26 protein-coding genes and 1 riboswitch are annotated in these 26487 nt (G+C 39.1%); of the genes, 9 read left to right on the forward strand and 17 right to left on the reverse strand.

What is annotated here, in order from left to right; all coding sequences use genetic code 11:
- Positions 1–88 precede the first annotated feature (88 nt).
- On the forward strand, positions 89–1831 hold the full coding sequence (ade, locus tag F7732_RS18435; protein WP_151575558.1) for an adenine deaminase: 1743 nt from the start codon (positions 89–91) through the stop codon (positions 1829–1831).
- A 104-nt stretch (positions 1832–1935) separates the two neighbouring features.
- Here ade and F7732_RS18440 read toward each other — a convergent pair whose 3' ends face one another.
- Positions 1936–2811, reverse strand: coding sequence for a cation diffusion facilitator family transporter (locus F7732_RS18440; protein WP_151575559.1), 876 nt, complete (start codon positions 2809–2811; stop codon positions 1936–1938).
- A 215-nt stretch (positions 2812–3026) separates the two neighbouring features.
- On the reverse strand, positions 3027–3809 hold the full coding sequence (locus F7732_RS18445; protein WP_151575560.1) for a nucleotidyltransferase domain-containing protein: 783 nt from the start codon (positions 3807–3809) through the stop codon (positions 3027–3029).
- 128 nt (positions 3810–3937) lie between these two features.
- Between F7732_RS18445 and F7732_RS18450 the strand changes: the two genes are divergently transcribed.
- Complete coding sequence (locus tag F7732_RS18450) at positions 3938–4357, forward strand: DUF1801 domain-containing protein (protein WP_151575561.1); 420 nt, start codon at positions 3938–3940, stop codon at positions 4355–4357.
- 71 nt (positions 4358–4428) lie between these two features.
- On the opposite strand, the gene F7732_RS18455 is transcribed toward F7732_RS18450, so the two are convergent.
- From F7732_RS18455 to F7732_RS18480, 6 genes are all read right to left on the reverse strand, one after another.
- Positions 4429–5346, reverse strand: coding sequence for an AEC family transporter (locus tag F7732_RS18455; protein WP_420837700.1), 918 nt, complete (start codon positions 5344–5346; stop codon positions 4429–4431).
- A 396-nt stretch (positions 5347–5742) separates the two neighbouring features.
- Positions 5743–6780: a Gfo/Idh/MocA family protein gene (locus F7732_RS18460; protein ID WP_151575563.1), complete on the reverse strand. Its 1038-nt coding sequence runs from the start codon at positions 6778–6780 to the stop codon at positions 5743–5745.
- Between the two features lie 12 nt (positions 6781–6792).
- Positions 6793–7776: an ABC transporter permease gene (locus F7732_RS18465; protein WP_240056682.1), complete on the reverse strand. Its 984-nt coding sequence runs from the start codon at positions 7774–7776 to the stop codon at positions 6793–6795.
- Positions 7769–9283, reverse strand: coding sequence for a sugar ABC transporter ATP-binding protein (locus tag F7732_RS18470; protein WP_151575565.1), 1515 nt, complete (start codon positions 9281–9283; stop codon positions 7769–7771). Before F7732_RS18470 ends, F7732_RS18465 begins: the two co-directional genes overlap by 8 nt.
- 72 nt (positions 9284–9355) lie before the next feature.
- Entirely contained in the window at positions 9356–10339 is a 984-nt protein-coding gene (locus tag F7732_RS18475; protein ID WP_420837701.1) for a substrate-binding domain-containing protein, read from the reverse strand.
- A gap of 113 nt (positions 10340–10452) precedes the next feature.
- A complete protein-coding gene (locus F7732_RS18480; RefSeq protein ID WP_151575567.1) occupies positions 10453–11442 on the reverse strand; it encodes a LacI family DNA-binding transcriptional regulator in 990 nt (329 codons plus the stop codon).
- Positions 11443–11645: 203 nt separating this feature from the next.
- Here F7732_RS18480 and F7732_RS18485 point away from each other — a divergent pair, with 203 nt between their 5' ends.
- Positions 11646–12614 carry a sugar phosphate isomerase/epimerase family protein gene (locus tag F7732_RS18485; RefSeq protein ID WP_151575568.1) on the forward strand — a complete coding sequence of 323 codons (969 nt, stop codon included), beginning with the start codon at positions 11646–11648 and terminating at the stop codon, positions 12612–12614.
- Between the two features lie 267 nt (positions 12615–12881).
- On the opposite strand, the gene F7732_RS18490 is transcribed toward F7732_RS18485, so the two are convergent.
- On the reverse strand, positions 12882–13181 hold the full coding sequence (locus F7732_RS18490; RefSeq protein ID WP_151575569.1) for a Parvovirus coat protein VP1-like protein: 300 nt from the start codon (positions 13179–13181) through the stop codon (positions 12882–12884).
- A gap of 170 nt (positions 13182–13351) precedes the next feature.
- Between F7732_RS18490 and F7732_RS18495 the strand changes: the two genes are divergently transcribed.
- On the forward strand, positions 13352–13828 hold the full coding sequence (locus F7732_RS18495; protein WP_151575570.1) for a DinB family protein: 477 nt from the start codon (positions 13352–13354) through the stop codon (positions 13826–13828).
- Positions 13825–14322: a hypothetical protein gene (locus F7732_RS18500; protein ID WP_151575571.1), complete on the forward strand. Its 498-nt coding sequence runs from the start codon at positions 13825–13827 to the stop codon at positions 14320–14322. The genes F7732_RS18495 and F7732_RS18500 overlap by 4 nt, the downstream gene beginning before the upstream one ends.
- A 54-nt stretch (positions 14323–14376) precedes the next feature.
- On the opposite strand, the gene F7732_RS18505 is transcribed toward F7732_RS18500, so the two are convergent.
- The 7 genes from F7732_RS18505 to F7732_RS18535 all read right to left on the reverse strand — a co-directional run bounded on the left by F7732_RS18505 (position 14377) and on the right by F7732_RS18535 (position 18509).
- Complete coding sequence (locus F7732_RS18505; protein ID WP_151575572.1) at positions 14377–15174, reverse strand: alpha/beta hydrolase family protein; 798 nt, start codon at positions 15172–15174, stop codon at positions 14377–14379.
- A 182-nt stretch (positions 15175–15356) separates the two neighbouring features.
- Positions 15357–15465: riboswitch (SAM riboswitch) on the reverse strand.
- Positions 15466–15577: 112 nt separating this feature from the next.
- Entirely contained in the window at positions 15578–15973 is a 396-nt protein-coding gene (locus tag F7732_RS18510) for a hypothetical protein (RefSeq protein WP_151575573.1), read from the reverse strand.
- On the reverse strand, positions 15970–16179 hold the full coding sequence (locus tag F7732_RS18515; protein WP_151575574.1) for a helix-turn-helix transcriptional regulator: 210 nt from the start codon (positions 16177–16179) through the stop codon (positions 15970–15972). The genes F7732_RS18510 and F7732_RS18515 overlap by 4 nt, the downstream gene beginning before the upstream one ends.
- 384 nt (positions 16180–16563) lie before the next feature.
- Positions 16564–17076 carry a hypothetical protein gene (locus F7732_RS18520; RefSeq protein ID WP_240056683.1) on the reverse strand — a complete coding sequence of 171 codons (513 nt, stop codon included), beginning with the start codon at positions 17074–17076 and terminating at the stop codon, positions 16564–16566.
- On the reverse strand, positions 17057–17542 hold the full coding sequence (locus F7732_RS18525; RefSeq protein WP_151575575.1) for a hypothetical protein: 486 nt from the start codon (positions 17540–17542) through the stop codon (positions 17057–17059). Before F7732_RS18525 ends, F7732_RS18520 begins: the two co-directional genes overlap by 20 nt.
- Before the next feature lie 160 nt (positions 17543–17702).
- Positions 17703–17855, reverse strand: a complete 153-nt coding sequence (locus tag F7732_RS18530; protein ID WP_080848865.1) for a YpzG family protein — start codon at positions 17853–17855, stop codon at positions 17703–17705.
- A 177-nt stretch (positions 17856–18032) separates the two neighbouring features.
- A complete protein-coding gene (locus F7732_RS18535) occupies positions 18033–18509 on the reverse strand; it encodes a DinB family protein (protein WP_151575576.1) in 477 nt (158 codons plus the stop codon).
- A gap of 81 nt (positions 18510–18590) precedes the next feature.
- Between F7732_RS18535 and F7732_RS18540 the strand changes: the two genes are divergently transcribed.
- The 3 genes from F7732_RS18540 to F7732_RS18550 are packed head-to-tail and all read left to right on the forward strand — an operon-like array spanning position 18591 to position 22266.
- Positions 18591–20048, forward strand: coding sequence for a spore germination protein (locus F7732_RS18540; protein WP_275670937.1), 1458 nt, complete (start codon positions 18591–18593; stop codon positions 20046–20048).
- 11 nt (positions 20049–20059) lie between these two features.
- Positions 20060–21148 (forward strand): GerAB/ArcD/ProY family transporter, encoded by a 1089-nt coding sequence (locus F7732_RS18545; RefSeq protein WP_151575577.1) that lies wholly within the window; start codon positions 20060–20062, stop codon positions 21146–21148.
- Positions 21145–22266: a Ger(x)C family spore germination protein gene (locus tag F7732_RS18550; RefSeq protein WP_151575578.1), complete on the forward strand. Its 1122-nt coding sequence runs from the start codon at positions 21145–21147 to the stop codon at positions 22264–22266. The genes F7732_RS18545 and F7732_RS18550 overlap by 4 nt, the downstream gene beginning before the upstream one ends.
- A 127-nt stretch (positions 22267–22393) precedes the next feature.
- Here F7732_RS18550 and F7732_RS18555 read toward each other — a convergent pair whose 3' ends face one another.
- Complete coding sequence (locus F7732_RS18555; protein WP_151575579.1) at positions 22394–23233, reverse strand: TetR/AcrR family transcriptional regulator; 840 nt, start codon at positions 23231–23233, stop codon at positions 22394–22396.
- Between the two features lie 100 nt (positions 23234–23333).
- On the opposite strand from F7732_RS18555, the gene F7732_RS18560 reads away from it, so the two are divergent.
- Positions 23334–26423, forward strand: coding sequence for an efflux RND transporter permease subunit (locus F7732_RS18560; RefSeq protein WP_151575580.1), 3090 nt, complete (start codon positions 23334–23336; stop codon positions 26421–26423).
- Positions 26424–26487: the final 64 nt, after the last annotated feature.

Consider the following 26487-nt stretch of genomic DNA (forward strand, 5'->3'; position numbering starts at 1 on the left):
CAAAAGTAAGTTCCGCCTTAACTCAGGCTTAATTTTTTTGTAAAACACATTTTCGATAATCATTCATTTAGAAGGAGGATTTACTTATATGGATCGTATTCAAAGAAGAATTGCCGTAGCCGGCGGAAGAGAGTCAGCTGATCTAGTCATCAAAAATGCGCGGATTGTAAATGTATTTAGCGGAGAGATTATCTCAGGAGATATAGCCATTGCTGATGGCATTTTCGCAGGGGTTGGCGGAGAATATCAGGCAAAGAACATCTTAGATGCACAAAATAAGTACCTCAGCCCTTCCTTTATTGATGGTCACGTACATATAGAGTCGTCCATGGTCACACCAATTGAATTCGCCAAAATCCAGCTTCTGCACGGAGTAACAAGTGTCATTTGCGATCCTCATGAAATTGCGAATGTTTCCGGGAAAGCAGGAATTCAATTTATGCTCGACACTGCTATGCATATCCCTTTTGACTGCCACTTTATGCTGCCTTCCTGCGTGCCAGCAACTCCATTTGAACATTCAGGTGCAGAGCTTTCCGCAGAGGATTTGCTTCCTTTTTATGATCATCCAAAAGTGCTGGGACTGGCAGAAGTCATGAATTATCCGGGTGTATTAAATACAGATGAAGGGTTAATGAGAAAAATCACCGATGCCCATCACCTTCATCGCAAAATAGACGGACATGCAGCCGGGTTAACGGGAAACCAGCTTGATGTATATATGGCTGCTGGAATTACAACCGATCATGAATGTACAACAGCAGATGAAGCTCTCGAGAGGCTTCGCAAAGGAATGTATGTCATGATTCGTGAGGGAACTGCAGCGAAAGAACTGAAAGAGGTTATTAAGGCTGTTAATACCCGCAATTCAAGACGCTTTCTATTTGTAACGGATGATAGACATTTGGATGATGTAATCGCAGAAGGAGGAATTGACCATCTTGTTCGGATGGCGATTGAAGAAGGCATTGATCCAGTTACAGCCATTCAAATGGCATCTTTAAATAGTGCTGAATGCTTTGGCCTTGAAGGCTGCGGAGCCATTGCAGCCGGCTATAAAGCTGATTTTATTCTGACAGATAACCTGACAGAACTGCCGATTTCAGCTGTCTACAAAGACGGTATTTGTGTAGCTGTTCAAGGAAAACTTGTCAATTTCCCAGATGGAAACAAACTTCCTGCACCACAAGCATTATTAGATACTGTGAAACTACCGGCTTTAACCATAGAAGATCTTCAAATCCGACTTGATGGCCCTTTGGCAAATGTTATAGAAATTATTCCAAACAGTATTATTACAAAGCACTTGATCACTGAGGTTGACACAAATTCTTCATTGTTTGTTCCATCTTTAAAAAAAGACCTTTTAAAGCTAGCGGTTATTGAAAGACATCATCAAACTGGTAATATGGGTCTTGGCATTATCAAGGGACTCTGTTTAGAAAAAGGAGCCATTGCAACAACCGTTAGCCATGACTCCCATAATGTTATGGTCGCAGGCACCTCTGACGAAGACATGCTTTTAGCATCTGAAGTCATTAGCGAAATGCAGGGCGGCTTAACCGTCGTATGTGATGGAGAAGTATTAGCAAAACTTGAACTGCCGATTTCAGGATTGCTGTCCCAAGGTACCTATGAAGAGGTAAATGAAAAGCTTCTGAAGATCAACAGCGCCCTTAAAGAGATTAGCGGACAGCAGCATTTCAATCCGTTCCTGACATTAAGCTTTCTTGCTCTGCCTGTCATTCCTGAAATTAAGCTGACCGACAAAGGCTTATTCGATGTTCGCTCGTTTCAGCATCTTTCCGTTTCAGCCGGGAGTGCCGAATAAACTTTTTGCGGAAAAATAAAGGGATATCCCGTCTCTCCTCAGTGGAGAATTGGATATCCTTTTTGTTTGCTCGGGGCACTGAACCAGGAGTGTCTACCCCTTTGCTATGTCGGAAGCGGTTCGACATGTACATGCACATCATAAACTTCAAATTCATCGATCAGTTTGTTTTCAACCGTAGTAGATATATCATGGGCATGCCCAATGTCGAGATGGGATTTAACAAATATGACAATATCAACGACCGTATTATTTCCATAGTTTCTGGCTCGAATATTCTTAACAGCCTCAACGCCATTAACTTGCATGATGAATTCTTTATATTCTTTTACCTCGTTTTCATCGAACCCATCTGTAAGCTGATGTGAAGCATCTCTGAAAATCTCCCATGCTGTTCTGCAAATAAGGAAACCGACTATAAAAGCAGTGACCGGGTCCAGCCATGCCAGACCAAATTGTGCGCCAATAATGCCGACAGCTGTTCCAATGCTGACCCATGCATCTGAAATATTATCTTTTGATGCCGCCAGGACAGCTTGGCTATCAATTTCTCCAGCCAGCTTTTTATTGTATCGGTAAACAAAGTACATTACAGCAGCACTGAAAATCCCTGTCCATGCAGCAATCATATCTGGCGTTTCATTCTTTCCCTCTAATAAGGAATTTCCCGCACCAATCAGCACTTGTATTCCAACCGTTATCATAATAAAGGAAGCTGTTAAGGAGGCAACATTTTCAGCCTTCCAATGACCATAGGCATGGTTTTTATCAGCTGGCTTCCTTGAAATTCTCAATCCAATAAGAACTGCTACGGAAGCAATGATATCAGTTGCGTTATTGAGTCCATCTGCTTTTAATGCTTCTGAACCAGAAATAATCCCGACAATTAGTTTGAGAGAAGATAGGCAAATGTAAGCAGCAATACTGATCATTGCCCCTCTTTCTCCCCTTTTTAAATTTTGGTACTTCCTTTCATTCATGATTTATTCCTCCAATCGAAATGCAATTATTGGCATAGCAGAAGGTAGTTAGTGGCGTCTAAGACCCCCTTTTGCCTTCTTTTACGAATGTAAGGAAAGGAAAAGTAGTTCAGTATTTTTGGCTTGTTCCTTTATTATCTTATGAAGAAAAGTTAAAATTGCTTGACCCTCTTTTTGCTTTCCATAAGAAAATATTATTTCCATTGATGCTTTTTTTACACCTCTTCTTGCCAAGCTTTTTTCAGTGTTTTTCTAAAAATGGCATTAAAATCCTCCGTATAATTGCCAGGCTTTTTTGTTCTCTTTTTTGCTGCAGTTAGCAAAAGCGAAAGCTCTTGTTTCGCATAATCACTAAATAATGAAAGCTTGTCCTCTAACCCTTCTTGCTCTCTGGCAAGTAATTTTCTCCCTATTTGATTCAGATCATCCTCCAGGTTCAGCTCTTGTAATTGGAGCTGGACATTCAAAGGGGGAAAAGTTTGCTTTTCTTCAATCCACTTCGCAGCCAGCAGCGGTCTAAGTATATTGATCCAACTTTTCAGATGAAAGTCTGTTCTTTTTTCAGCATTTTTCAAATTTCCTTCTGCCATTTTTATATAATGAAAGAGACATATCTGAGGAGACAAAATGGTATTTGTGAACTCTCTCATCTCATCTGCAGCCTTAAATTTTTCGACGTAAATGGTCGGTGAATACAGCCATTCTAAAAAGGATGGGTTTGATTTCCGCAGCATCTTTAGCGCTTTTGTCAGATCCCAGCCAACAAAATCCAGCAGATGATGGGGTGTCTGCTCCATAACATCCCGCTTCTCGCCAATCCCTATTGGATCTATGCTCAAGTAGTAATCTGGATGATGTATATAAACAAATCGGACATCATAATCACTGTTTGAAGCTGAATACCCCCATACTCGGCTGCCGGATTCGCATGCATAGATAATCTTCACATGATTATCTTCTTCAATCTTATTTAAATATCTTATTATTTCACTTCGCATTTCGGTTCTCCATTTTCGTAAAAATTTAAAGTGATTACATTTTATACGAGATTTTTCTATTTATCATTTAAATCCTTCAATTTTCGTTTATATTTATAATATAAACATAAATGGGAAGGGCGATGTATATGTACGAGCTGAAAACCAAAGAGACGGATCACAGTGTCACCCAGTTTATTGAAAGTGTTGAAAGTGAGAAGAAGAAACAAGATGCCTATGAACTGCTCGATATTTTTACAGAAACGACTGGCTATGAAGCAAAAATGTGGGGAACAAGCATAATCGGATTTGGTTCTTATCATTATAAATATGCTACCGGACATGAAGGAGATGCAGCACTTGTCGGCTTTTCACCGCGCAAAGCAAAAATCAGCTTATACTTTGCTCCTGGCGAGACAGAGAGAGATGAGTTATTGAAGAAGTTTGGCAAACATACAACAGGCAAAGCATGTGTCTATATTAATAAGCTGGACGATGTTGACCGTGAAGTTTTGAAAGAATTGATTGTGGCTTCTATAAAATATCTTAGAGAACGTTATCCAAATTAATATATAAAAGCAGAAATGAGTGATAGAGCTAATTTCTGCTTTTTTCATTTGAAGGACAGCTAGCCAAAGCTTTAATAAGGAAAAATAATGGTCGATAAATACACAACGATAGACACTGAAAACCCGCTCAATAGGGTGGTGATAAATACGGTTTGAGCAGCTACTTCCGGGTTCACATCATATTCCAGTGCTAAGGTAGCACTATTTCTTGAGGTCGGCAAGGCGCTGGCAACGAGTAATGACTGAGCAATGACCCCATCAATCCCAAGCAGAAAAATAATGCCCATAGCCACTGCTGGAGATATGATTAAACGTGTAAAACAAGTGCAGATGACTGCTATATTTACCGACTTGACTTTTATATTGGCAAGTTGTGCACCAAGAATAATTAAAGCGATTGCCATAAAGCCATCCGCCAAATATTGAATAGGTGTAAGGAGGAAAGAAGGCGGGTTTACCTCAAACCCATTAAGGAGTGCTCCCAATAGGGCAGCATATATTAACGGAAGCTTCAAAAATGTTTTGATAATATCCCACCCGGATTTTGTCGCTGCAATGAGGTTATAAAGTCCGTATGTATAGGTCATAAGGTTCTGAAAAAGAAGAACAATGATTTGAATGGAGGTACCGACTGGGTTAGCGGAGAAAAGCATTTGACTGACAGGCAGTCCATAGTTTCCTGAATTCATTAAACTAATGCCATTCTTCAAGATGGCAGCATCATTTCTTTCAAGCTTCAAAGCACGGCTCCACCCTATGCCGATCAGCATCATTGTCAGTGTAAACAGGAAAAGATACAGAGCGACCTCTACTAAAAGCTGCATGTTAAAGTTGGTTTGATAAATATTCATAAAAATAGCTGCAGGCATCAATCCATATGTCATTAAATGACTAAGTGATTTTAAATCAAAGCTAAATTTCTTCTGTAAAAATAAACCCAATAATAAAAGCAGGAGAATTGGAGCAATAATATTCAAGAAGATCTCCATCATGACCATCCTCAGACACACCACCATTCAGTTATCTACCTTTGCAGTATATTCCTCCAATAAATACTTGTAAAATATGAATTTATTATGGTATGAGATTAGAAATGCTTATGAAGTTACTCCTTGTGTTTACCCATAATAAAGATCATCTCGTAAATGGTGTGATTTCCATTCCATGATACTCCCTTTCCACGAGGCGGGTGGTGATCCTCCTCGTCGCCATGCTCCTGCGGGCTTTCATCTTCGCACTCCTTTAGCAGGAATCTCGCTCCATTCTGTTCCAATAACGAAGCATATCACTAAAAATAATCTCATTTACCAAAATTAATAAATTACAAAACTTGTGAAAAATATACTCAAAAAAATCCATACCAGTTTCCCAGTATGGATTAATATTTAATCTACCTCAACCACTGTATTCGTCTCGGCCGCTTTTATTATCGCTAGTATAACCTGCAGAGATAATAAGCCATCTTCTCCTGTGACGGGTACATGTTCATCATGCTGCAGACTTTCCAGAAAAGCATCAATGACACCGCTGGCACTCTGATTCTCATTTGTCTGTATCCCTTCGATCTCGTACCTTATCTTTTCTCCTGCATGAGAAACCAGCTCAAGTTGATAGTCTGGATCATGATAGATTTTCAGGATTCCCTTTTCACAGTATAAAATAGTGCTGTTATCCTCTTCTCCATAATAAGTCCAAGAAAAGGATCCTGTACCGATGATACCCTTCCTCGTTTTCAGTGAGCAGACAATATTATCACAAACTTCAATCGGTTTGTCAGATTCGTCTTTTTTATGAAGAGCACCCATGAATGAACTCACATCTGTAATTTGATCGTCCAGCAAATAATGAATAAGATCGATCTTATGGACGCCAAGATCACCCGCCACTCCCAAACCGGATCTATTCTTTTTAAAGAACCAAGTGGAATTGGTTTTATTGATTCCCCAGCTTTCAGGACCGCCATGTCCAAAGGTAGTTCGGAATGTTAATACTTTCCCAAGTTTACCGCTGCTGATAATCTCCTTTGCCTCTTTATGTGCTTTTGTAAATCGCTGATTATGAGCAATCATCAGTTTTTTCCCTGTTTCGTCTCTTGTACGTATCATATTTCTTGCTTCATCCACTTCTAAAGAAAGGGGCTTTTCGCACAATACATGCTTTCCGCTTAACAGGGCGCTTACAGTATCTTTCTCATGATTTTCATTTGAGGAGCATACACTAATTGCTTCAACACTTGGATCTTCCAGCAGATCTTCTAATGAATAGGCTGCTCTGCCGTTAAACTGTTTTGCTAATGCTTCCGCTCTTTCTGGATTTCGATCATAAAAAACAATTTCATTCACATATGGATTAGCACCATATTCAGGTGCATGCCGATTTTTTGCAATGGATCCGCAGCCAATAATCCCCACGTTGATTCCCATTCAGCATTCCTCCTATTCTCTCTTTTGAAATACCACCGCTACAATAATAATCGCTCCTTTTACAAACCCTTGCAGGTGAGGAGAGACATTCATTAGGTTCATCATATTATTTAAGATACCTAATATTAAAACCCCAAAGAAAGTACCGATGACTTTCCCGCGGCCACCCGTCATTCTTGTTCCCCCAATAATAACAGCCGCAATAGCGTCAAGCTCATATTGCATGCCAGAGCTTGAGGATGAAATAGAATTCAAACGTGATGTTTCAATGATTGCTGCAACACTCACAAGCAATCCAGCAAGACTATATACTGCAATTTTTACCCGATCTACTCTTATTGCTGAAAGCAGTGCCGCTTTTTCATTGCTTCCAAGCGCGTAAACATGACGGCCAAAGCTTGTTTTATGCATAAGCATATATACCAAAACGGCCATTAAAATAAAGATAATAATTGGTACATCAATAACCCATAGTTCAGTATTGGCAATTGCTGTGAAGCCTGATACTTCACCTGAGATACTCCCGCCTTCTGCAATGTATAAAGCAATCGATCTGGCTCCAGCCATCATTCCAAGCGTTGCAATAAAGGAGGCAATCTTCCCTTTCGCAACTAATAATCCATTCAATAGACCAATAATGACGCCCGAAGCTAAAGCAGTCAGTATCCCAACTAGGATACTTCCACTGGCATTCAGCGCAAGGACTGTAAGAACGCCAACTAAAGCAAGAACCGACCCTACCGATAAATCAATCCCGCCGGACAGCATAACCACTGTCATACCGAGAGCAACAATTCCAATAATAGAAACCTGCATTAGTATATTCAGCTGATTATTAATATCTAAGAATCTTGGATTCACAATGGCAGCTAAAATAAAAATAATGACAAAAGCAATAATAACGCTATATTCTGACCAAATCCATGTAAGACGTGATTTTGCACTTCCCATGGCAGATCCTTGGTTTGCGGGTTCTTTTAATTCTGGATTAGCCAATCTGTTCATCCTCCCTTTTTGCTCCTGTAGCATAGCTCATGATCATATCCTCTGTGGCTCTATTACCATTAAATGAGGATACGATTTCTCCTTGATACATAACATATATGCTCTGGCAGAGCCTAAGAATCTCAGGTGCTTCTGAGGATAAAATGATGATCGCTTTCCCCATCGCTGCTAACGCGAGAATTTGCTCATAGATCTCCTGCTTTGCTCCAACATCAATACCCTGTGTAGGATTATCGAAAATGAGGATATCAGGGTCTGCCTCCAGCCACTTTGCCAGCATTACCTTTTGCTGATTTCCTCCGCTAAGTTTATCGATCGTGATATTCGGATCATGAACTTTAATATTCAGTAAATCCTTATAATGTCTGAATCGCTTTCTCTCAAGGCTTTGATCCAGCAGTCCATTTCTATTAAACTTGGATAATGATGAAAGACTCATATTATGAATAACACTTAAATCTTTGATTATGGCATTCTCTTTTCGGTTTTTTGGAACAAAACCAATTTTCGCTTTGACAGCCTTTTGCGGATGATCTATTTTTAACACTTGGCCGCGAACCTTAATTTGACCCGTGTATTTTTTTCGATAGCCAAAAATACTTTCAAACAGCTCTGTTCTTCCATCTCCAGCAAGACCCGTAAATCCTACTACTTCTCCGGCTTTTACGGAAAAATTTATATTTTTGTATAACCCTTCACTGCTTAAGTTATTTACCTCTAACAGAACAGCTTCCTGACTTTCCTTGTGTTCAAACCGTTCATTCGAGATCGCCTTCCCTACCATTAGCTTTGTAATTTGATCCAGTTTGAATTCCTTTACAATTCCTGCTCCTGCAAGCTCTCCATCACGCAGCACCGTAAAACGATCACAGATCTCTTCAATCTCTTTAAGCTTATGGGAAATGTAAATGATGGAAACGCCAGTCTCCTTTAGATTACGAATAAAAGTGAACAGCCGCTCTACCTCATGATCAGCTAGTGAGGAGGTTGGTTCGTCCATGATAATCAGTTCTGATTTATGAAGTAATGATTTCGCTATTTCAATAAATTGCTTATAAGAATTATCGAGTTCCCGGACATAGTTTTTCGGATGAATTTCCACTCCAAGCCGCCCTAAAATATCGGCAGTCTGCCTGCACATCTCCTCAACATTTAGAAAGCCAAATTTATTTTTAATCTCTGTTCCTAAAAATAAATTTTCATAAACCATTAAATCAGGGACAACATTTAACTCTTGATGGATAAAGCTGACTCCATTTGCTTTTGATTCACGCGGATCGGACATTTTCACATCGCGTCCTTCTATTGTAATGCTTCCAGAATCCGGCTGATGAACTCCTCCTAATATATTCATAAGCGTTGATTTGCCAGCCCCATTTTCTCCAAGCAGGGCATGAACCTCGCCTTTTTGAACCTGAAGTGAAACACCTTTAAGCACCTTGACTCCATTAAAAGATTTTTTAATATTTCTCATTTCTAAGTAGACTTTATTCTCCATTTTCTCACCCCTTCACTTTGACAATAGGCAAAGCAGCGGAAGGAAACGTTTTTACATTTCCTTCCTCATTTATTAAAACTTTGAATCAGGATTGTAGAACTCATCAGCATTTTCTTTTGTAACCTGTGTAGCCTCTTTAACAACCATTGATTCTGAAGGATCTTCACCCTTTGCAATATCCCCTGCGATTACAACCGCATCCTTCACCATTGTTGGCGAATAAAGGAAAGTTGCTTTAATTAAGCCATCCTCTTTCATATTCTCAAATACTTCCTTAGCACCGCCTGCACCAGTAACAAATTGAATATCTGTTCTTCCTGCCTCTTTAATTGCCTGAATAACACCTAAAGCCATTCCATCATCCTGTGTAAACACAGCATCAATCTCGGGATGTGCCTGAAGGATGTTTTGCATAACAGTTAGAGATTTTTCTGTAGAGAAATCACCGCTCTGTGAAGCGATCACTTCCATTCCTTCTTCACTTTCCATTGCTTCTTTAAAGCCTGATCCGCGCTGTTCCGTTACAGAACTAGGCGGTCCTGTGATTTCAACCACTTTTCCTTCTCCGCCTAACTGTTCAATAAAGTACTTTCCTGCATTTACACCGATTCCTTCATTATCGCCTTTCACGACAACTGTTGCCGCATCATTCTCTAATTCTCTATCCACAATGACAAGCGGAATTCCAGCATCTTTGATCTTTTGCCCAACAGGTGTCAAGGCAGCTGATTCAATCGGCAGCATGACAATAACATCTACTTCCTGAGAAATAAGATCGTCTACATCATTGGCCTGTTTATTTGGATCTGCAGCATTAGTGATCACATAATCAATGTTTTCACTTTCTTTTAACTCTTTCGCCTGGTTTTCAGCTTCCTCAATTAGCGCTCCCATCCAGCCATGTGTAGCGGAAGGAAGAGAAATCCCAATTTTCAAACTTTTTTCGCCGTCAGTTTCTCCGTTGCCGTCTCCATTGCCCTCTTCACTGCACGCCGCAAGAATCGTTAGTAAAAAAACAGTAAGTCCAACCATTAATAAGCGTTTCAAGCGATCCACCCCTTTTTTAGTTTTACATCATGCCGCCTATAATGTAATCGATTACATTTACATGTAAGGCCAGCGCTCTATTATCAAATCATTAATAACAGAGCGCTGATCTTAGCTGATGTCTATCCTAAAGTTGATTGGCGTATGACTAATTCATGGTCTAAAATCACATTTTCTACTTCTTGACCCTTTATTTTTGCAATGAGCATTTCCGCCGCAATGGTTCCCATTTTATACATCGGCTGTGCAACCGTTGTCAAAGTTGGATTGGTCATATTCGAAAAATCGATTTTATCAAACCCTGCTACGGCAATGTCATTTGGCACCAGCAATCCTTGGCTATTTATTTCTTTTAATGCCCCAATGGCAAGCAAATCCGATACTGTAAATACGGCAGTTGGTCGCTCTTTTAGACTCAAAAGCTTCCTCATTGCCTGCTGTCCTTGCTCAAACCCAAGCTGCTGTGTATGGATGATATACGATTCATTGAGTTCTAATCCATGCTCCATGATTGCCCGTTTATAGCCCATCATTCTTTGTCTGGCGTACAAGTACTTCTCATCTGAGTTAATGATCGCAACTTCTTTATGCCCTAGTTGTATTAAATGCTTGACTGCTTGGTAAGAGGCCCTTTCGTTATCGATTGTCACATAAGGAATCCCGCTGTCTGGCGTGTACTCGCTGCATTGAATAATCGCATGTTTTTTTGCCAAAACTTTTAGTGTTTCGGTATTAACAGCAGGGTCCATTGATATAATGCCATCTGCCATTTTTGTTCTTACCAGGTCAAAATAAATATTTTCACGCTCAGGACTTGAATCGGTTTCACAGAGCAAAATATTATAGTTTGAACTGATCGCTATATGCTCAATCCCTTTAATAACCTCCGAATAGAATGGGTTTGTGATCGCTGGAATTAAGATCAGCAGCATTCTGCTTTCAGAGTTTCTTAAATTTCGGCCAAGCATACTCGGTTCATAATTTAATTTTTCAATTGCCTGCTCAACTTTAAATCTAGTTTTTGCACTGACTGTTCTTTGTCCGTTTAGTACTCTCGAGACGGTTGCAACAGATACACCTGCTAGCTTTGCAACCTGCTGGATATTCGCCATATTTTTGTGCCTACTTTCTGTATTGCTGAACCGCTAACGATGTAATCGATTTCAACTCGATGATATTACACACGGAATTATCTGTCAATACTAAAAATTAATTTCATAAAACAGTTGATTTATCATGTTTTTTTTAATAACTTAGTTTATGTAACGGATTACATTTCTTTATTTTCTGAAAATAATAATTGGAGGGGTCTATTTTGAAATTAGGTGTCTTTACAGTTTTATTCTCAAATAAATCATTTCATGACATGCTTCAATTTGTTTCTTCTAAAGGAATTGAAGCAATTGAACTTGGCACTGGCGGCTATCCGGGAGATGCCCATTGTTCAATCGATACATTGCTCGGTGATCGCAGTGCCCTTAATCAATTTAAACAGGATATTAATAGCCATGGTTTAATTGTCAGTGCGTTAAGCTGCCATTCGAACCACCTTCACCCGCAAAAAGCTATATCCGAACCAGCAGATATACTGCTGAACAAAACGATGGAGCTTGCAGCGGAGCTTGAGATTCCAGTAGTGAACACTTTCTCCGGCTGTCCGGGAGATCACGAGAATGCTCTCTACCCGAACTGGCCAGTAGCTCCGTGGCCTCATGATTTTCAGGAAGTGCTAAAGTGGCAATGGGAGGAGAAAATCATTCCGTATTGGAGCAAAAAGAATGAACGAGCTGTAGAGCTCGGCGTGAAAATCGGCCTCGAGCTTCACGGCGGTTTTTCTGTTCACACACCTGCGACCATGCTGAAGCTGCGGGAACATTGCGGCAGTGCAATTGGTGCTAACCTTGATCCCAGCCACATGTGGTGGCAAGGCATTGATCCTGTCGAGGCGATTAAGATTCTTGGCAGAGAAAATGCTATTTTCCACTTCCATGCCAAAGATACCATCATTGATCAGCAGAATGTGAATAGAAATGGAATAACGGATATGACTGACTACAGCAAAATGCAAAACCGCTCATGGAATTTCCGGACTGTCGGGTATGGACATGACACCAAAACGTGGGCAGACATGATTAGCGCTCTTCGTTTATACGGATATGATTATGTCGTCAGCATTGAGCATGAAGATGGGTTAATGTCCGTAGAAGAAGGCTTTTCTAAAGCAGCAGCAAACTTGAAACCGCTTTTATTCAGTGAGCCAGCAGCTGAGATGTGGTGGGCTTGATCGGAGTAAAGACCAAAAACGCCCGGAACACTCTATTCGGGGCTTTCTGGGTCTGTTTCGTCTAAATTACTGAGTTCGTCAGTTGAAAAAGCGATTATTTGAATTAAAAATAATCATTGAAAGATCTTTTTTCACCTCTTTAGAGATTAGCAGAAGATTTGATTAAAAAAAGCGGAGGCAAGCCGCTCTGGAAAGCCGATATCCGCCAAACACAAAGGGAGCTCCTCTCCCTTTTTTGGCTCTGAAGCTGGATACGATTCAAAAAGACTATTCAACCCATCGTCCGCATCTCATCGACATTCTAAATTTCATGAATCGCGATATTAATCGAGCTTTCTTTCCTTCGTCTGTACAATTGTTCAATTTTGACTCCACACATTGAATCAATACTTGATCGCATCTGCAGCTGTCTCCATATTCACTAAGACACTCATCGTGCTTCTTGCAGCAGTAATCCACATAATTGATCGGCTCTCCCGGACCGCTGCAGCCTGGACCGCAATAGCGGTAGCCACCAGACAGGCAGAAGCCAGGGCCTCTCGTCCGGCGCCTATTCTGTATTCTCATACTCTACTTCACTCCTTCCTATTATCCATACGCACCTCTACCAAAAAGGATTGGAGGAAAACCTATGAAAATAGCGGAATTTCTTAATCACCTCACTAGAAGAACCAAATACCTAGAGGATTCTCGAGTAAAAAATAGAATAGTATGTATTAAATAAAGGGGGAGTTATGATGCTGTCTTTTTTTGAGTATAACTGGCAAGTTCGAGATGAATGGCTGCATTGGTGTGAGCAGCTTTCATCAGAAGTATTGCTGCAAAAGCGAGTCGGCGGTGTCGGCAGTATTCAATATACACTGTTTCATATTATCGATGTAGAGTATAGCTGGCTGCGTGCGATCCAAAGTCAGGACGATGTGATTTTTGACTTCGACTCCTATAAAAGTTTAGAACAGCTAAAAATTCTCACTCAGCAAACATTATCTGAGAATAAGGCTTTTATGACTGGAATAGAGCCACATACATACAACCAAAAAGTTTATATTCCATGGGAAGATGAATTTTATACGGTATCTGATATTCTGCATCATTTAGTGGCGCATGAAATTCATCATATTGGGCAGCTCTCGGTTTGGGCAAGAGAGCTGGGACTTACACCAATTTCTCCCGGCTACATTGGAAGGCAGTTTTCATCTTTAAGTAAAATATGAGATCTTACAAAAAAACCACTCTGATTATCCTATTGTTAGCCTTTTTAGTATTTCCCTCTAAGATATATGCTCTTGATTGTGCAATACCAGAGCCCTTGCAGGCCATACATGACTATGAAGCTGTTTTTATCGGTAAAGTGATCAGCAGCAGTGACCTGACCAAAAATACTAAACTTGAAGTTGTACAGTCATGGAAAGGTGTAAACACGATGGAGGTTAAAATATATGAGGATAACGTTTGGGGAAACACATATAAAGCAGGAGATAAAATACTGGTTTTCGCCAATAAGGAATTCGGATTCTGGAAAGTGCCTCTTTGTGCACCCATTCAGCAGAATGTTGATGAAACAAATGAAGAATGGGACGTATTTGGGGAACCGGTAACATTGAAGCATTCCACAGGACTGCTGCCTTTATATCTGGCTGTCATGACATTCTTTCTTTATTTACTAAATAACTATTTTAAGAAAAGAAAAAAGAGCGGAAGTGATTAAAAGCCTCTTTCTCACTTACCGCTTTTCCCGCTCGTTTTCTGCGTTCTGTTCATACTAAATGACCAGCGTATGTCTCTGCCCAATCCATAACTTTGTTTCGTGAATCAGCTGTTTATATGTCGCCGCAGATGAAAACGTATGGTTGGCTCCATTGATAATTCTCTTATCACATATTCCCTGTTTACGCGTCCGAAATGCATAATAATAATTGTAGCAATGGTTCACGCTAATTTCTTCATCTGCCGAACCATGTATTAGCAGAACATCTCCATTAAATTTAGATACAAGTTTTAGCGGATGATATTTTTTTAGTGATTCTATAAACTTTTCTCGTAAATAATATCCCTGGTAATCAAATTCACCGCTCTCTTTCAATACTTCCAGTCTTTCTTCTCCTACAATAGAGGTTATATCCTTAAATGGCTGGCCAACAGCGCTCCACAACACAAGTCTTTTAATTCTCTGATCCTGTGTAGCAGTCAAGAGAGCCACTGCACCTCCAAGACTATGCCCTATAAGCACTAACTGTTCCCGGTCTATATGTTCAATCTCGAGTGAATAGTTGATGATTGATTTTGTCTGGAGAATCCAATCATCAATACAGCTTTGCCCGTAATCTCCCTCACTCTCACCGCATCCTGCATAGTCAAAGCGAACAATTACACATTCCTCCAGTGATAATTCTTGAGATGCTTTGACAAAGAGACGATTAATTCCTACCTTCGAGCCTACAAATCCGTGACAAATTACGATGACGGGATATTTTTTATTTTCTTTCCCATATAAATCTGGATAATGAATCGCTGCTGCCAGTTTTCGATCTTCCCATTGAATTGAAATATGCCTTATCATTTCTCCACCTCATTTAAAAGATATTATTCTTATCGAATTAGTCAGATTAATACTGACAAGTGTTGCTGTTAAGTAGCACACAGCGTCCTAGTTCTTTCCGGGCAGAATTCAATACTTAGCAGACACAAAAAAATCCCACCTTATGCTTTTGACAGCGTAAGATGAGATTTAATTAACCGTTCTCCTTATCTGCCAAGCAAATACGCTTGTTGGAATTGGCACAGTGCTCAAAGCTTGAGTCTGCTGCCGAGGCTTCAAAGGGCCAAATCCCTCCACCTCTCTGGATAAGATTATGAAATTATATTTATTCTAATACAATTATTGTAAATAATCAATACAAAACTGCAGCCTATTTTAAGCAAGACAATGAAAAGCGAGATGCCCAGTTCAGGGAACTACCCTATTATGCTCTTTTGACTATAAATGATCCAATGGCAAGAACCATAAACAAAAACAGTAAATAGAGGCTGATTGCTCCAAGTTCTATTGTTTCATGCCCTAACCCAACTAGTACAATCACAACAGCCATGCTGCCAATCAAGACAAAGTATAGAGCAATTGCATAAAAATTCTTCATGTTATTCCATGTTCTTTCATCCACATCAGGTACATGATCTCTTTTTTTTATTTCACGAATCTTAGCGGCCGCAGCCACAAGTCCAACACCTGCTACTGTTCCGCCTATACCGGCAGCAACGGCGCTCCATGCCAAGTCTGGAATCATCCATTTGGCAATCAGAATACCTGCACCCATACATACAACAATAAACCCCAATGCTAAATACTGCAGATTTTTCATTTAGTATCTTCCTCCAATGTAAATAATTCTTCGATTGGCACATCGAAATATTTAATCATTTTAAGAGCAAGCTCAAGGCTAGGATTATATTTATGCTTTTCAACTGCATTGATCGTCTGCCTCGTAATTTGCAATGCCTCTGCCATCTCAACTTGGCTAATTCCTTTCGCGAGTCTGATTTCCTTAATTCGATTGGTAACCTTCAAATGATTCCCCGCCATCCATGTAAAGATATCTTTACACAGAGTATAACATGTTCCAAAAGAAAAAGTAAAGATATCTTTACACTACAGAAAATTAATTATGATTCTTTTGAAACAGATTCTCTTTTCTTATTTAAAGATTTAACTCAGAAAAAAATTAGAAAATCCAGAAACTACAATCATAAACCAAGGGAATTGTAACAATATCTTAGTTGATATATGGACATTTTATATTTGGATCGGAACAGCAATCTGAAGAATTTTTTGGAGTTTTTAGAGCAAAGGTGCGAAAGAAAGAGGTTCTGGAGGAGATCCGGCTAAATATTGTAAAACCGCTATCGTTCAGCCATGTGCTATTATTGCTAAAACCAACATGAAGGGAGCTGCTTAGTTCGCCCCCTTATCATCATCATGAGGCATAAAAACTTTTCTATATAGAAATAACTGCACAGATTGAACCAAAAGGTAAATAGGAATAGAGTATGAGGAACGATAGCCGTTCTTAAAGTGAAAGATACCCACTTTAATTGCCCATACTTCAACAAGAATGGCTAGAGCACTCCAGCCTAAAATATAAGGAATAACCTTCCAGCCTGTTATATTAAAACGCCGATAGATATAAATAAATATATACCCAAATGGGGCATACATTAAATAACTGAACATATCAAACGTCTGATAGATTGCCTGATCATTTACATCGTATAGATCTAATGGAGGTGCGGCTAATGTGTGATCAAACATCAGCCCAGTTGTCACTCCAAATAATAAACTGAAAACCGTTGATGCCTTCGATAATATTTTAGGAAGAACCATAACAATAAGTCCTCCTATAATAATCATCCCCAGGACAACCATTTCATTGGCATTAAAACCTTGCTCATACAAGATGTTTTCCACTTGTCTTCATTCCTTTTGTAATTTTGCGAGAAACGTATGCGATCAAAACCGTAAGAAACAACATGACAACATCCATTATAAGCTCCTGTATATAAGACCAGTGCTCATACGTGAAAATGGACAATGAACTGAGGACTGCACGCAGGATAGATATAGTCCCCAAAATACTCACAGCAGAAAGGAACCGAATCCATTTATGATCGTAAGCAAACCAGATGTTCACCAGGATGAGAAGCAAAAAGGAAAAAATGATATCCCGGTATACAATAAATGAGATAAAACGTATGGTATCAGAGCTAATTTTAATACACTGATAATGATAGGCAAGGAAAGATATTTTGTTAATATCTACAACGGCAATCATTAAATAGGTGAGTATATTGGCTGCAACAGACATTTTATAAGGCAGAAATATGAAAATAGCAACTGTAAACCAGGCGATCACACACATGATTATAAGCTCCAAGACGATCTCCTCCTTGCCTGTTAGTATGAACGTTCGACCCTTTATTATGAGAAGGAAACTAAATTAGGTACAAAAAGACCTAAGGGATTTTCCCAAGGTCTTTTTGCTCTGGCAATATCGATTGCCCTATTCCAATTACACCTTCACCTTTTCCTACTACTTACCAGCGATGGGCTTTGGCATTACTGCGCAAGATAATATTCGTTTGCGACATTTCTGTATGCCCATTCACCTGCGATTTAGAACGTTTTGGCCTTGTCCAGTTATGATGAAACTGTGCAGAGTGCTCGTCTAATCGATTGCGGTAACTCATTATAAAATCACCTCGTAGTTAGGATGTAGTTCCGGATATTCAAAAAGGAATATCTTTAATAGCATGTGCAAAGCAAATAATTTTATGTTCTCTTTATGAATTGCAATCACAAAGTCATAGCACAATAACCCAAAAAAGCCGGCACTCTTTTATTAGAGAACCGGCTTTTATGATGAATTATCCCTGTTGCTGTTCTTTTGTTGGCCCCATAACCCCAGGTACAGGCAGCCCCGCCTGGCGAAGTAAAACAGTCATCTGTCCACGGTGATGTGTTTGATGCAGGATCAATTTGCTAAGAATAGATCCCTTCGCTGTCGGACCTCCAAAATCAATTGTTTCAGTAAGCTGATCGTCCGTCAGGGTCGATTCCGCTGCAGACTTTAATTCCTCTGCTATTTTTCTATAGGCAATCTGAATATCAGCAGCAGTCATTTCTTCTTCTTTTTTTTCTGTTGGAGGTGCAAGGTTCACACCAACTAAGCTTGCGAAGAATACTGGGCTTGTTGCCAGATGCCAGCCTAACCATCTAAGGGTACTGTGTCCCTCAGTAATTGCCTGTCCCAATTTTTCATCTGTTAATGCATCCATTACGGCTATAGTACTAACAGCTTCAGCATTCCACTCATTTAAGAAATCATTTACTTGACGGTACATTTCATTCATCTCCCTTTTCATTTTTCCTGCTTTTCATTCTAACACAGGATAGAAGTCACTTAAAAAGAATGGATCTACTTCATGAATATTTATCAAGCACATGCAAAAAATACAAATACTTATGAAAACAAGGGTGAGAATATGTTCAATAAAGGAAAACGAACCTTCACTGAAGATTCATTAAAAGCTTTAACCAAGAATCAGGATGATGTCCAATTCACAGAAATAACGATCCTTTCTCGAAAAGCATTTTTTATTTTTATAAATGGAGTTATTGATTACACTGAATATTGGAAACTGGCTCAAGATCTCACCAGTTCATACGCAGACAAAATCCACTCTTATGATGACTTAATGCATTTTTTTCAGCCATTTTTAATCAACGTGGCACATAAAGAAGAAGAGCTGGTTACCGAGTTGTTTGATGGAAAGATTGCACTTGTTTTGGAAGGAAAACAGGAAGCTCTTCTTCTTAATCTTCCAAATTCTAAAACAAGAAGCTTGGCAGAACCTACAACCGAACGTGTAGTCAGAGGGCCTAAAATTTCTCTGATCGAAAGCTTGAGCGATAATATTGCTCTCATTAGACAGAGCACAAAAGATCAAAGCACAGTTGTCAGGAAAATAAAAACGGGTTCGGAAGAAAAAAAAGAAATTGCTGTTGTCTATAACAATAATTTGGCGAAGCAGTCCCTTGTTGATGAGGTTCTTTCTCGAATTGAAAAAGTAAAAAAAGAAGACATATTAGACTCAGGTGTTCTAGAAGAACTGATAGAGGATACGCATTATACCCCCTTTCCGCAAATACAAAATACCGAGCGGCTTGATAAAGTGCTTGCATCTCTAAAGGAAGGGCGTGTGGGAATAATTGTAGATGGCTCTCCTTTCGCTTTAATTGCTCCGACAAAAGTAGATATGCTTCTTCAATCTCCAGATGATTATTATGAACGCTGGATTGCCGGGTCATTTTTAAGGTTATTACGTTATATCTCAGTGTTTATTACAGTGTTTCTCTCAGCAATTTATATATCACTTGTATCCTTTAATTCTGGAATGATTCCAACAGAACTCGCCATGACAATCGCCGGAACAAGACAAAATGTTCCCTTTCCGCCCTTTATTGAGGCAATCATTATGGAATTAACGATAGAGTTATTACGAGAAGCGGGAGTAAGACTGCCAACTCCTGTTGGGCAGACCATCGGCCTTGTTGGCGGCGTTATTATCGGTCAGGCTGCCGTTCAAGCAAATCTAGTCAGTTCAATCATGGTTATTATTGTATCCATCACTACAATTACTTCTTTCACAGTCCCTCAATATAGCTTTGGCCTTGGCTTTAGGGCATTGCGATTTGGTGCAATGGGAGTTGCAGCGATATTAGGATTATATGGTACAACCTTATTTTTTATCATTTTCATCACTCATTTAGCGAAATTAACAAGCTTTAATGAGCCTTATCTAGATTTAAGACAATTATTTAATAAGAAAAAACAGCGGGATTTTCTAATAAGACTTCCTAAAAAAGCCGGCAACAACTAGGAGATAGAAATATGGAAGCTAAACCAAACCTAATAAATTTAGAAATTACTTCGATCCTCTCATGTGCAATGCTCGGCGTAGGAATGCTCACCCTTCCTCGAGGCTTAACAGAGAAGGCAACAACTACGGATGGATGGATTATACTAATCCTTAATGGTATTTGTGCAGCTCTTCTATTAATTCTCCTTGTTTATATGCTAAAAAAACATAAGGTGACAGATTATTTTTCTTATATTGAAGAGACTTATGGAAAGTGGGCAGGAAAAGCTATTTGCCTCGCCTTAGCCGTTTATTTTCTATCTATTGCAAGTTTTGAAGTCCGGGCAATGAGTGAAATGGTCCGCTTTTATATGCTTGAAAATACTCCGATGGAAGTAACCATTTTAGCATTGATCTTAGCTGCTTCTCACTTGATTATTGGCGGCATTAAGCCAATCGCTAAAGTTTGTATCTTGTTCCTTCCTATTACCATTATTGTTGTCCTCTTTATTTATATGATGAGCTTTAAGGTTGTGGATCTTATGAATATAAAGCCTATATTAGGATATGGCTTACAGCCTATTTTAAAAGGGTTCACCGCTGGACAGCTATCTTTTTTTGGAATTGAATTGATTTTATTTCTATACGGTATGACAGATAAAAAACTGAATATTAACAAAGGTGTTTTAATAGGGTGTTTTATTCCTGTTGGCATGTATGTGCTAACCTATATTTTAGTTGTGAGCACACTTACAATTGATGAGGTAACGTCGGTCACGTGGCCAACCATTTCATTTATCCAATCATTTGAAGTTCAAGGTATCTTCGTCGAAAGATTAGAGCTTTTTCTATTAGTTACCTGGATTCTGCAGTTTTTCACCACACATATGCTTTATTTTTATTTTGCTGTAAAAAGCATGACACATGTGTTTCATAACAGGTTCTCTACAAACTTAATCATTCTTGTTCCCTTGATATTTCTCTTAGCTAATTACGCCAAAGACATTGGTGATATATTCATATTCAGTGATCTCCTCGGCTTTGCATTTCCTGTAGTCCTTGTCATCCTTCCTTTTGCAACATTTTTCGTTTATGGAGTAAAAAGGAGGATAAGACAATGAAACGAATCCTGCATCTACTCGAATTATTTGTGATTGTCTCTCTCTTAAGCGGGTGCTGGGACAGTGAAGAGATAGAAGATTTGTCGCTGTTAGTAGGAGTAGGCATTGACCTTGGAGAGGATGATCAATTATCTCTGACACACCAGATTCTCTTGCCAGCTGCTGGGCAGTCTGCTGCAGCTACAGCTCCTTCATATGAGAATATAACTGTTCCAGCTCGAACCGTTCATGATTCTGTAAGAGAAGTAGCTATGTCTAAAAATGTACTATTTGCAAATCAGCAGCGATTAATCATTATAAATGAGAATGTATTAAAAAGTCTTCCATTAGACGCTGTAATCAATCAATTTATAAAAGATAATGATACCAGAAGAAGCTGTATCATTATGATTTCTAAAGATCCTGCAGAACAAATTTTAAGTACAGGAGAAGACGGAAGTGTGCCTGCTAATGATCTATATTCACTAAGCGAGAATATTTCAGCGACAAGTAAGATCCTGCCATCAATTACATTAGGTCAGACCTCCGCAAGCCTTCAAGCAGCTGGAAGCTTTGCCATCCAATCCGTTTCTATTAATGAAAAAATGCTTAAGCTAAATGGAGCTGGTGTCATTAATAATAATTCTGAATTAGCAGGAATGTTAACCGCAGATGAAGTTTCCTATATGAACTGGCTTGAGGGAAATATTGAAGGTGGAATTATCGTTGGTGAACATAACGGGAAACGTTTTAGTGTGGAGGTCATTTCTCAAACAAATAAAAAAATTAAAACAAATGTTAAGGGTTCACAAGTGACAATCAACATCTCAACCGAATATGATACCCGTCTCTCTGAAGACTGGTATTCAAACGAAGATTCTTTTAACTCCGCTTATTTAAAGGAAATTGAAAAAGAAGCTGAAAAAGAAGTTGAACGACAGGTCGAGATTATTTTAAACAAATTACAAAATGACTTAAAGTCAGATGCGCCAGGTTTCTTTTACTATATCCGATCTCAGCACCCTAAATTTTATAAACAAAACAAAAACAATATGGATGAAATTTTCAGCAAAGCGAACATCCATTTTAAAGTAGATCTAAAGATCATTGATTTCGGAGCAAAAGGGGCTACAAAATAAAGGGAACCCTCAGGTGAGGCTGAGGGTTCCTTAATATTAGTGTGTATTTTCACATGTCGCTTTTTGGCTCGGTCCTAGAACTGGACCTTATCACTGAGGCTGCACAAAATTTTATATTAGTAAAATCTTAGCTTAATTTAAAATAGCGGCGGAGGAGAAAAGCAACCCACATGAACTGGCCATCTTGGCGCACAGTTTCTACTAATCCGTTAATCAGCAAGAGATCTAATGTTTGATTATTTATTTGTTCTCTTAATTCATGCAGCGCATCCTTTACAAATCCTTCTTGTAAATCAGTTATTAAATCATTTATATGTTTGACTAGGGTTTCTTGCGTTGGAGGACTTTCTGCCGGCAAATCGAGCATGTTAACGAGCTCTTTTGTAACAAAAGGCACCGTGGAATGCTTTGCAAGCAAATTTGTTTTTTCAACAAGTGAGCTGGCCAGCAACTTCAAATCAAGCGGAAGCTTTGAAAAGATAAAAAGCTCCGAGTACATTTTCATAAATCCTTTTACACAATAAAGCAGATCAAACTTTGTAGCCGCAATTGAATCGCCATAAATTTGATCAATCATTTTCAGGATGGCACGATTAATTTGTTTATCATAAAAATGAAGCTTCATGATTAGTTCCATGTTCAAGGAATGTGTTTGTTCCTTCATAAAAACAGTGGCTAGATTAGAGTGTTCTTCAAAGTTTCTTAATATGGTCAGGTAAAACTGGTATAACAGCTCATCCTTTTGATATCCCCCATCACTGACCAGATAGTCAATATTGGAAACGATTTCACTCATAAAATGATCAATTAAAGCAAAGATTAGCTCATCCTTTGATTTAAAGGATAAATAAAATGCACCTTTTGATATACCGCTCTTTTCAGTAATCTGTTGTACAGAAGTAGCATCGAATCCCTGTTCCGCAAACAGTTCCAGTGCCTTTTCCATTATTAACTGTTTCTTTACCATATCTTAATACTCTCCTAAATGAAATCAATTGACAAATGACCGATTAGTCATTAGTATATGTAATTAATTGAACAAAGTCAATAAAGGGGCAGGTGTAATTGTGAAAGGTTTAGTAAATTTTGTCCTGAAAAACAAGCTCGCTGTATGGTTATTAACGATCATTATTACTGCATCGGGCATTTATTCAGGAACACAAATGAAAACAGAAACGATTCCGAACATTAATATTCCATATCTAATGGTCATGGGAATCTATCCGGGAGCAACTCCGGAGAAGGTAATGGAAGACGTTTCAATACCTATTGAAAGTGCCATTGAAGGACTTGAAGATGTAAAAGCTGTTTTCTCTAATTCCAGTTCCAATGTAGCAAGTATTCAGGTTGAATACGAATATGGAATTGATATGGATGAAAAGAAAAGAGAACTTGAGTCAGCTTTAGATACTGTAACACTCCCTGAAGATGTTCAGGAACCTACTGTAACTTCTATTGGGATGAACATGATGCCTGTAGTTGCTTTATCTATTAGCAGCAGTTCAGAGGATATTGTTGAATTAACATCAAGAGTAGAAGATACAATTCTGCCGGATCTTGAAAAAATAGACGGTGTTGCTTCTGCAACGATCTCCGGTCAGCATATTGAGGAAGCTATTTTTACTTTTAATGAAGAAAGAATGGCTGAACTTGGCTTAACAGAAGATGATGTTAAACAAATGATTCAAGCCAGTGATATGGCTATGTCTCTTGGCCTTTATGAGTTTGAAGATGGTGAACAGGCAGTCGCTGTTGACGGGAAAGTTACATCCGTTGAGGAGCTAAGAGAGCTTCTTATTCCGATTACTCCTTCAGAAGAAAATCAAGTTCCATTTGTTACATTAGGAGATATCGCTACAATTGAAACGGTGGGACGAGAGCAATCTGTTTCACGGACAAATGGTGAAAATGCCATTGCCATTCAGATTGTAAAAGGTCAGCAGGATAATACTGTTGATGTAGTAAATGCAGTAAAAGATTTTGCGAAAGAACAAGAAGAAGCAATTGATGGGCTAATAGTTGATATTTCTTTAGACCAAGGCGCTCCAATTGAAAAATCTGTTCACACGATGATTGAAAAAGCTTTATTTGGAGGGCTAATCGCTGTATTAATTATCCTTCTATTCCTACGTGATATTAAATCAACCATTATATCTATCGTTTCCATTCCAGTGTCCATTTTTATGGCGTTCCTATTGCTGAATTGGATGGACATTACATTAAATATTATGACGCTTGGGGCGATTACAGTAGCGATCGGACGAGTTATTGATGACTCGATCGTTGTTGTGGAAAATATTTATCGCCGCATGCATTTAAAAGAAGAGAAACTCACAGGCCGTGCACTAATTAGAGAAGCAACGATTGAAATGTTTAAGCCAATCTTATCTTCCACATTAGTAACTGTAGCTGTTTTTGCTCCGTTAATTTTTGTTGGCGGTATGGTTGGAGAATTGTTCATGCCATTCGCATTAACAATGACGTTTGCTTTAGGTGCATCATTAATTGTAGCTGTTACAATTGTTCCAGCTCTTTCACACTTCTTATTTAAAAAGAAGCTGTACAGTGAAAAAACAGAAAGCAGCCACAAAGAAGTTGGCAAACTGGCATTATGGTACCGAGGCATTCTTGAAAAAACATTAAATCATAAGATTATTACTTCTGTGATCGCTGTTCTCCTTTTAGTAGGAAGCTTAGCGCTCACTCCTCTAATCGGCTTTAGCTTTTTAGGCAGTGAAGAAGAGAAGGTTATGTATTTAACCTATACACCGGAAACAGGTGAAACATCTGAAAACACTTTAGAAAACGTAACTGTTGTTGAAGAAGAAATGCTAAAGCGCGAAGATATTGATATTGTGCAGCTTTCCATTCAGGATGAGGCTTCTTCTGATCCAGCTGCAGCCATGATGGGTGGCGGTGCTGGCGGTGCGCTAATGTACCTAATTTTTGATCCTGACATGGATAACTTCCCAGAAGTCCGGGAAGACATTGAAGAGTATGTATCTGATATTGGCCAATCTGGTGAGTGGCAAAGCCAAGATTTCTCTTCCATGGGGATGTCCACAAATGAAGTCAGCTATACATTCTACAGTGAAAACTTAGAAAACCTGAACGAATCAGTTAAAATGGCTGAAGACGCCTTAAACGAAATCGACGGACTTGAAGAGGTATCTTCAAGTGCTGAAGACGCATATGTAGAGTATGTATTTAATGTAGACCAAGCAGATGTTCTGCAATATGGTTTAACAACTGGTCAAATTGTGATGGCTTTAAGCAACACAGAAACAAAAGAAGTACTAACAACAATTGAAAAAGACGGTGAATCACTTGATGTTATTATTCAGCAAGATCAGCAAGCTGAACCTAAGTCAATTGATGAACTTCTAGATACTGAAATTGATACACCAATGGGAATGGCGATGCCACTTTCCGAACTTGTTACAGTAGAGGAAGGCACAACACTTAATACGCTTGCTAGAAGTCAAGGCGAATACTATGCTTCTGTGTCTGCAACTGTTATCGGTGATGACATATCTACTGCAACAGCCGATGCTGATGAAGCGATTAATGATTTAGACTTTGCAGATGGAGTGACAACAGGTGTTGCTGGTGTTGCTGCAGATATGAATGAAACCTTTACACAGCTTGGTATCGCGATGCTGGCAGCGATTGCGATCGTATACTTTATCTTAGTTGTTACATTTGGTGAAGGTGCAGCACCATTTGCCATTCTATTCTCGCTTCCATTCGCCGTAATAGGATCTTTCGTTGGATTGCTTATAGCTGGAGAAACAATCTCCGTATCTGTTATGATGGGTCTCCTTATGCTCATAGGAATTGTTGTCACCAATGCAATCGTATTGGTTGACCGAATCATTCATATGGAACGTGAAGGTTTGAATATGCGTGAGGCCATCCTTGAAGCAGGAGCTACTCGTCTTCGTCCTATCTTAATGACAGCTATTGCGACAATCGGTGCATTAATTCCGATGCTCTTTGGAGATGGCGGCGGCGGTCTGATTTCAAAAGGACTTGGCATTACCGTTATTGGCGGCTTAACAAGCTCCACATTATTAACATTAATTATAGTTCCAATTGTATATGAAGTTTTATCCAAAATGCTGAAGAAAAACCGTAAAGAAGTGAAAGAAAACTAAGGATAGGATTTAATGCCATCTAAATGTTAAAGCCAGAGAACCTGATTCTCTGGCTTTTTTCTGC

Source organism: Bacillus mesophilum (assembly GCF_008923265.1).
In the GTDB taxonomy this organism is placed as follows: Bacteria; Bacillota; Bacilli; order Bacillales; family Cytobacillaceae; genus Cytobacillus; species Cytobacillus mesophilum.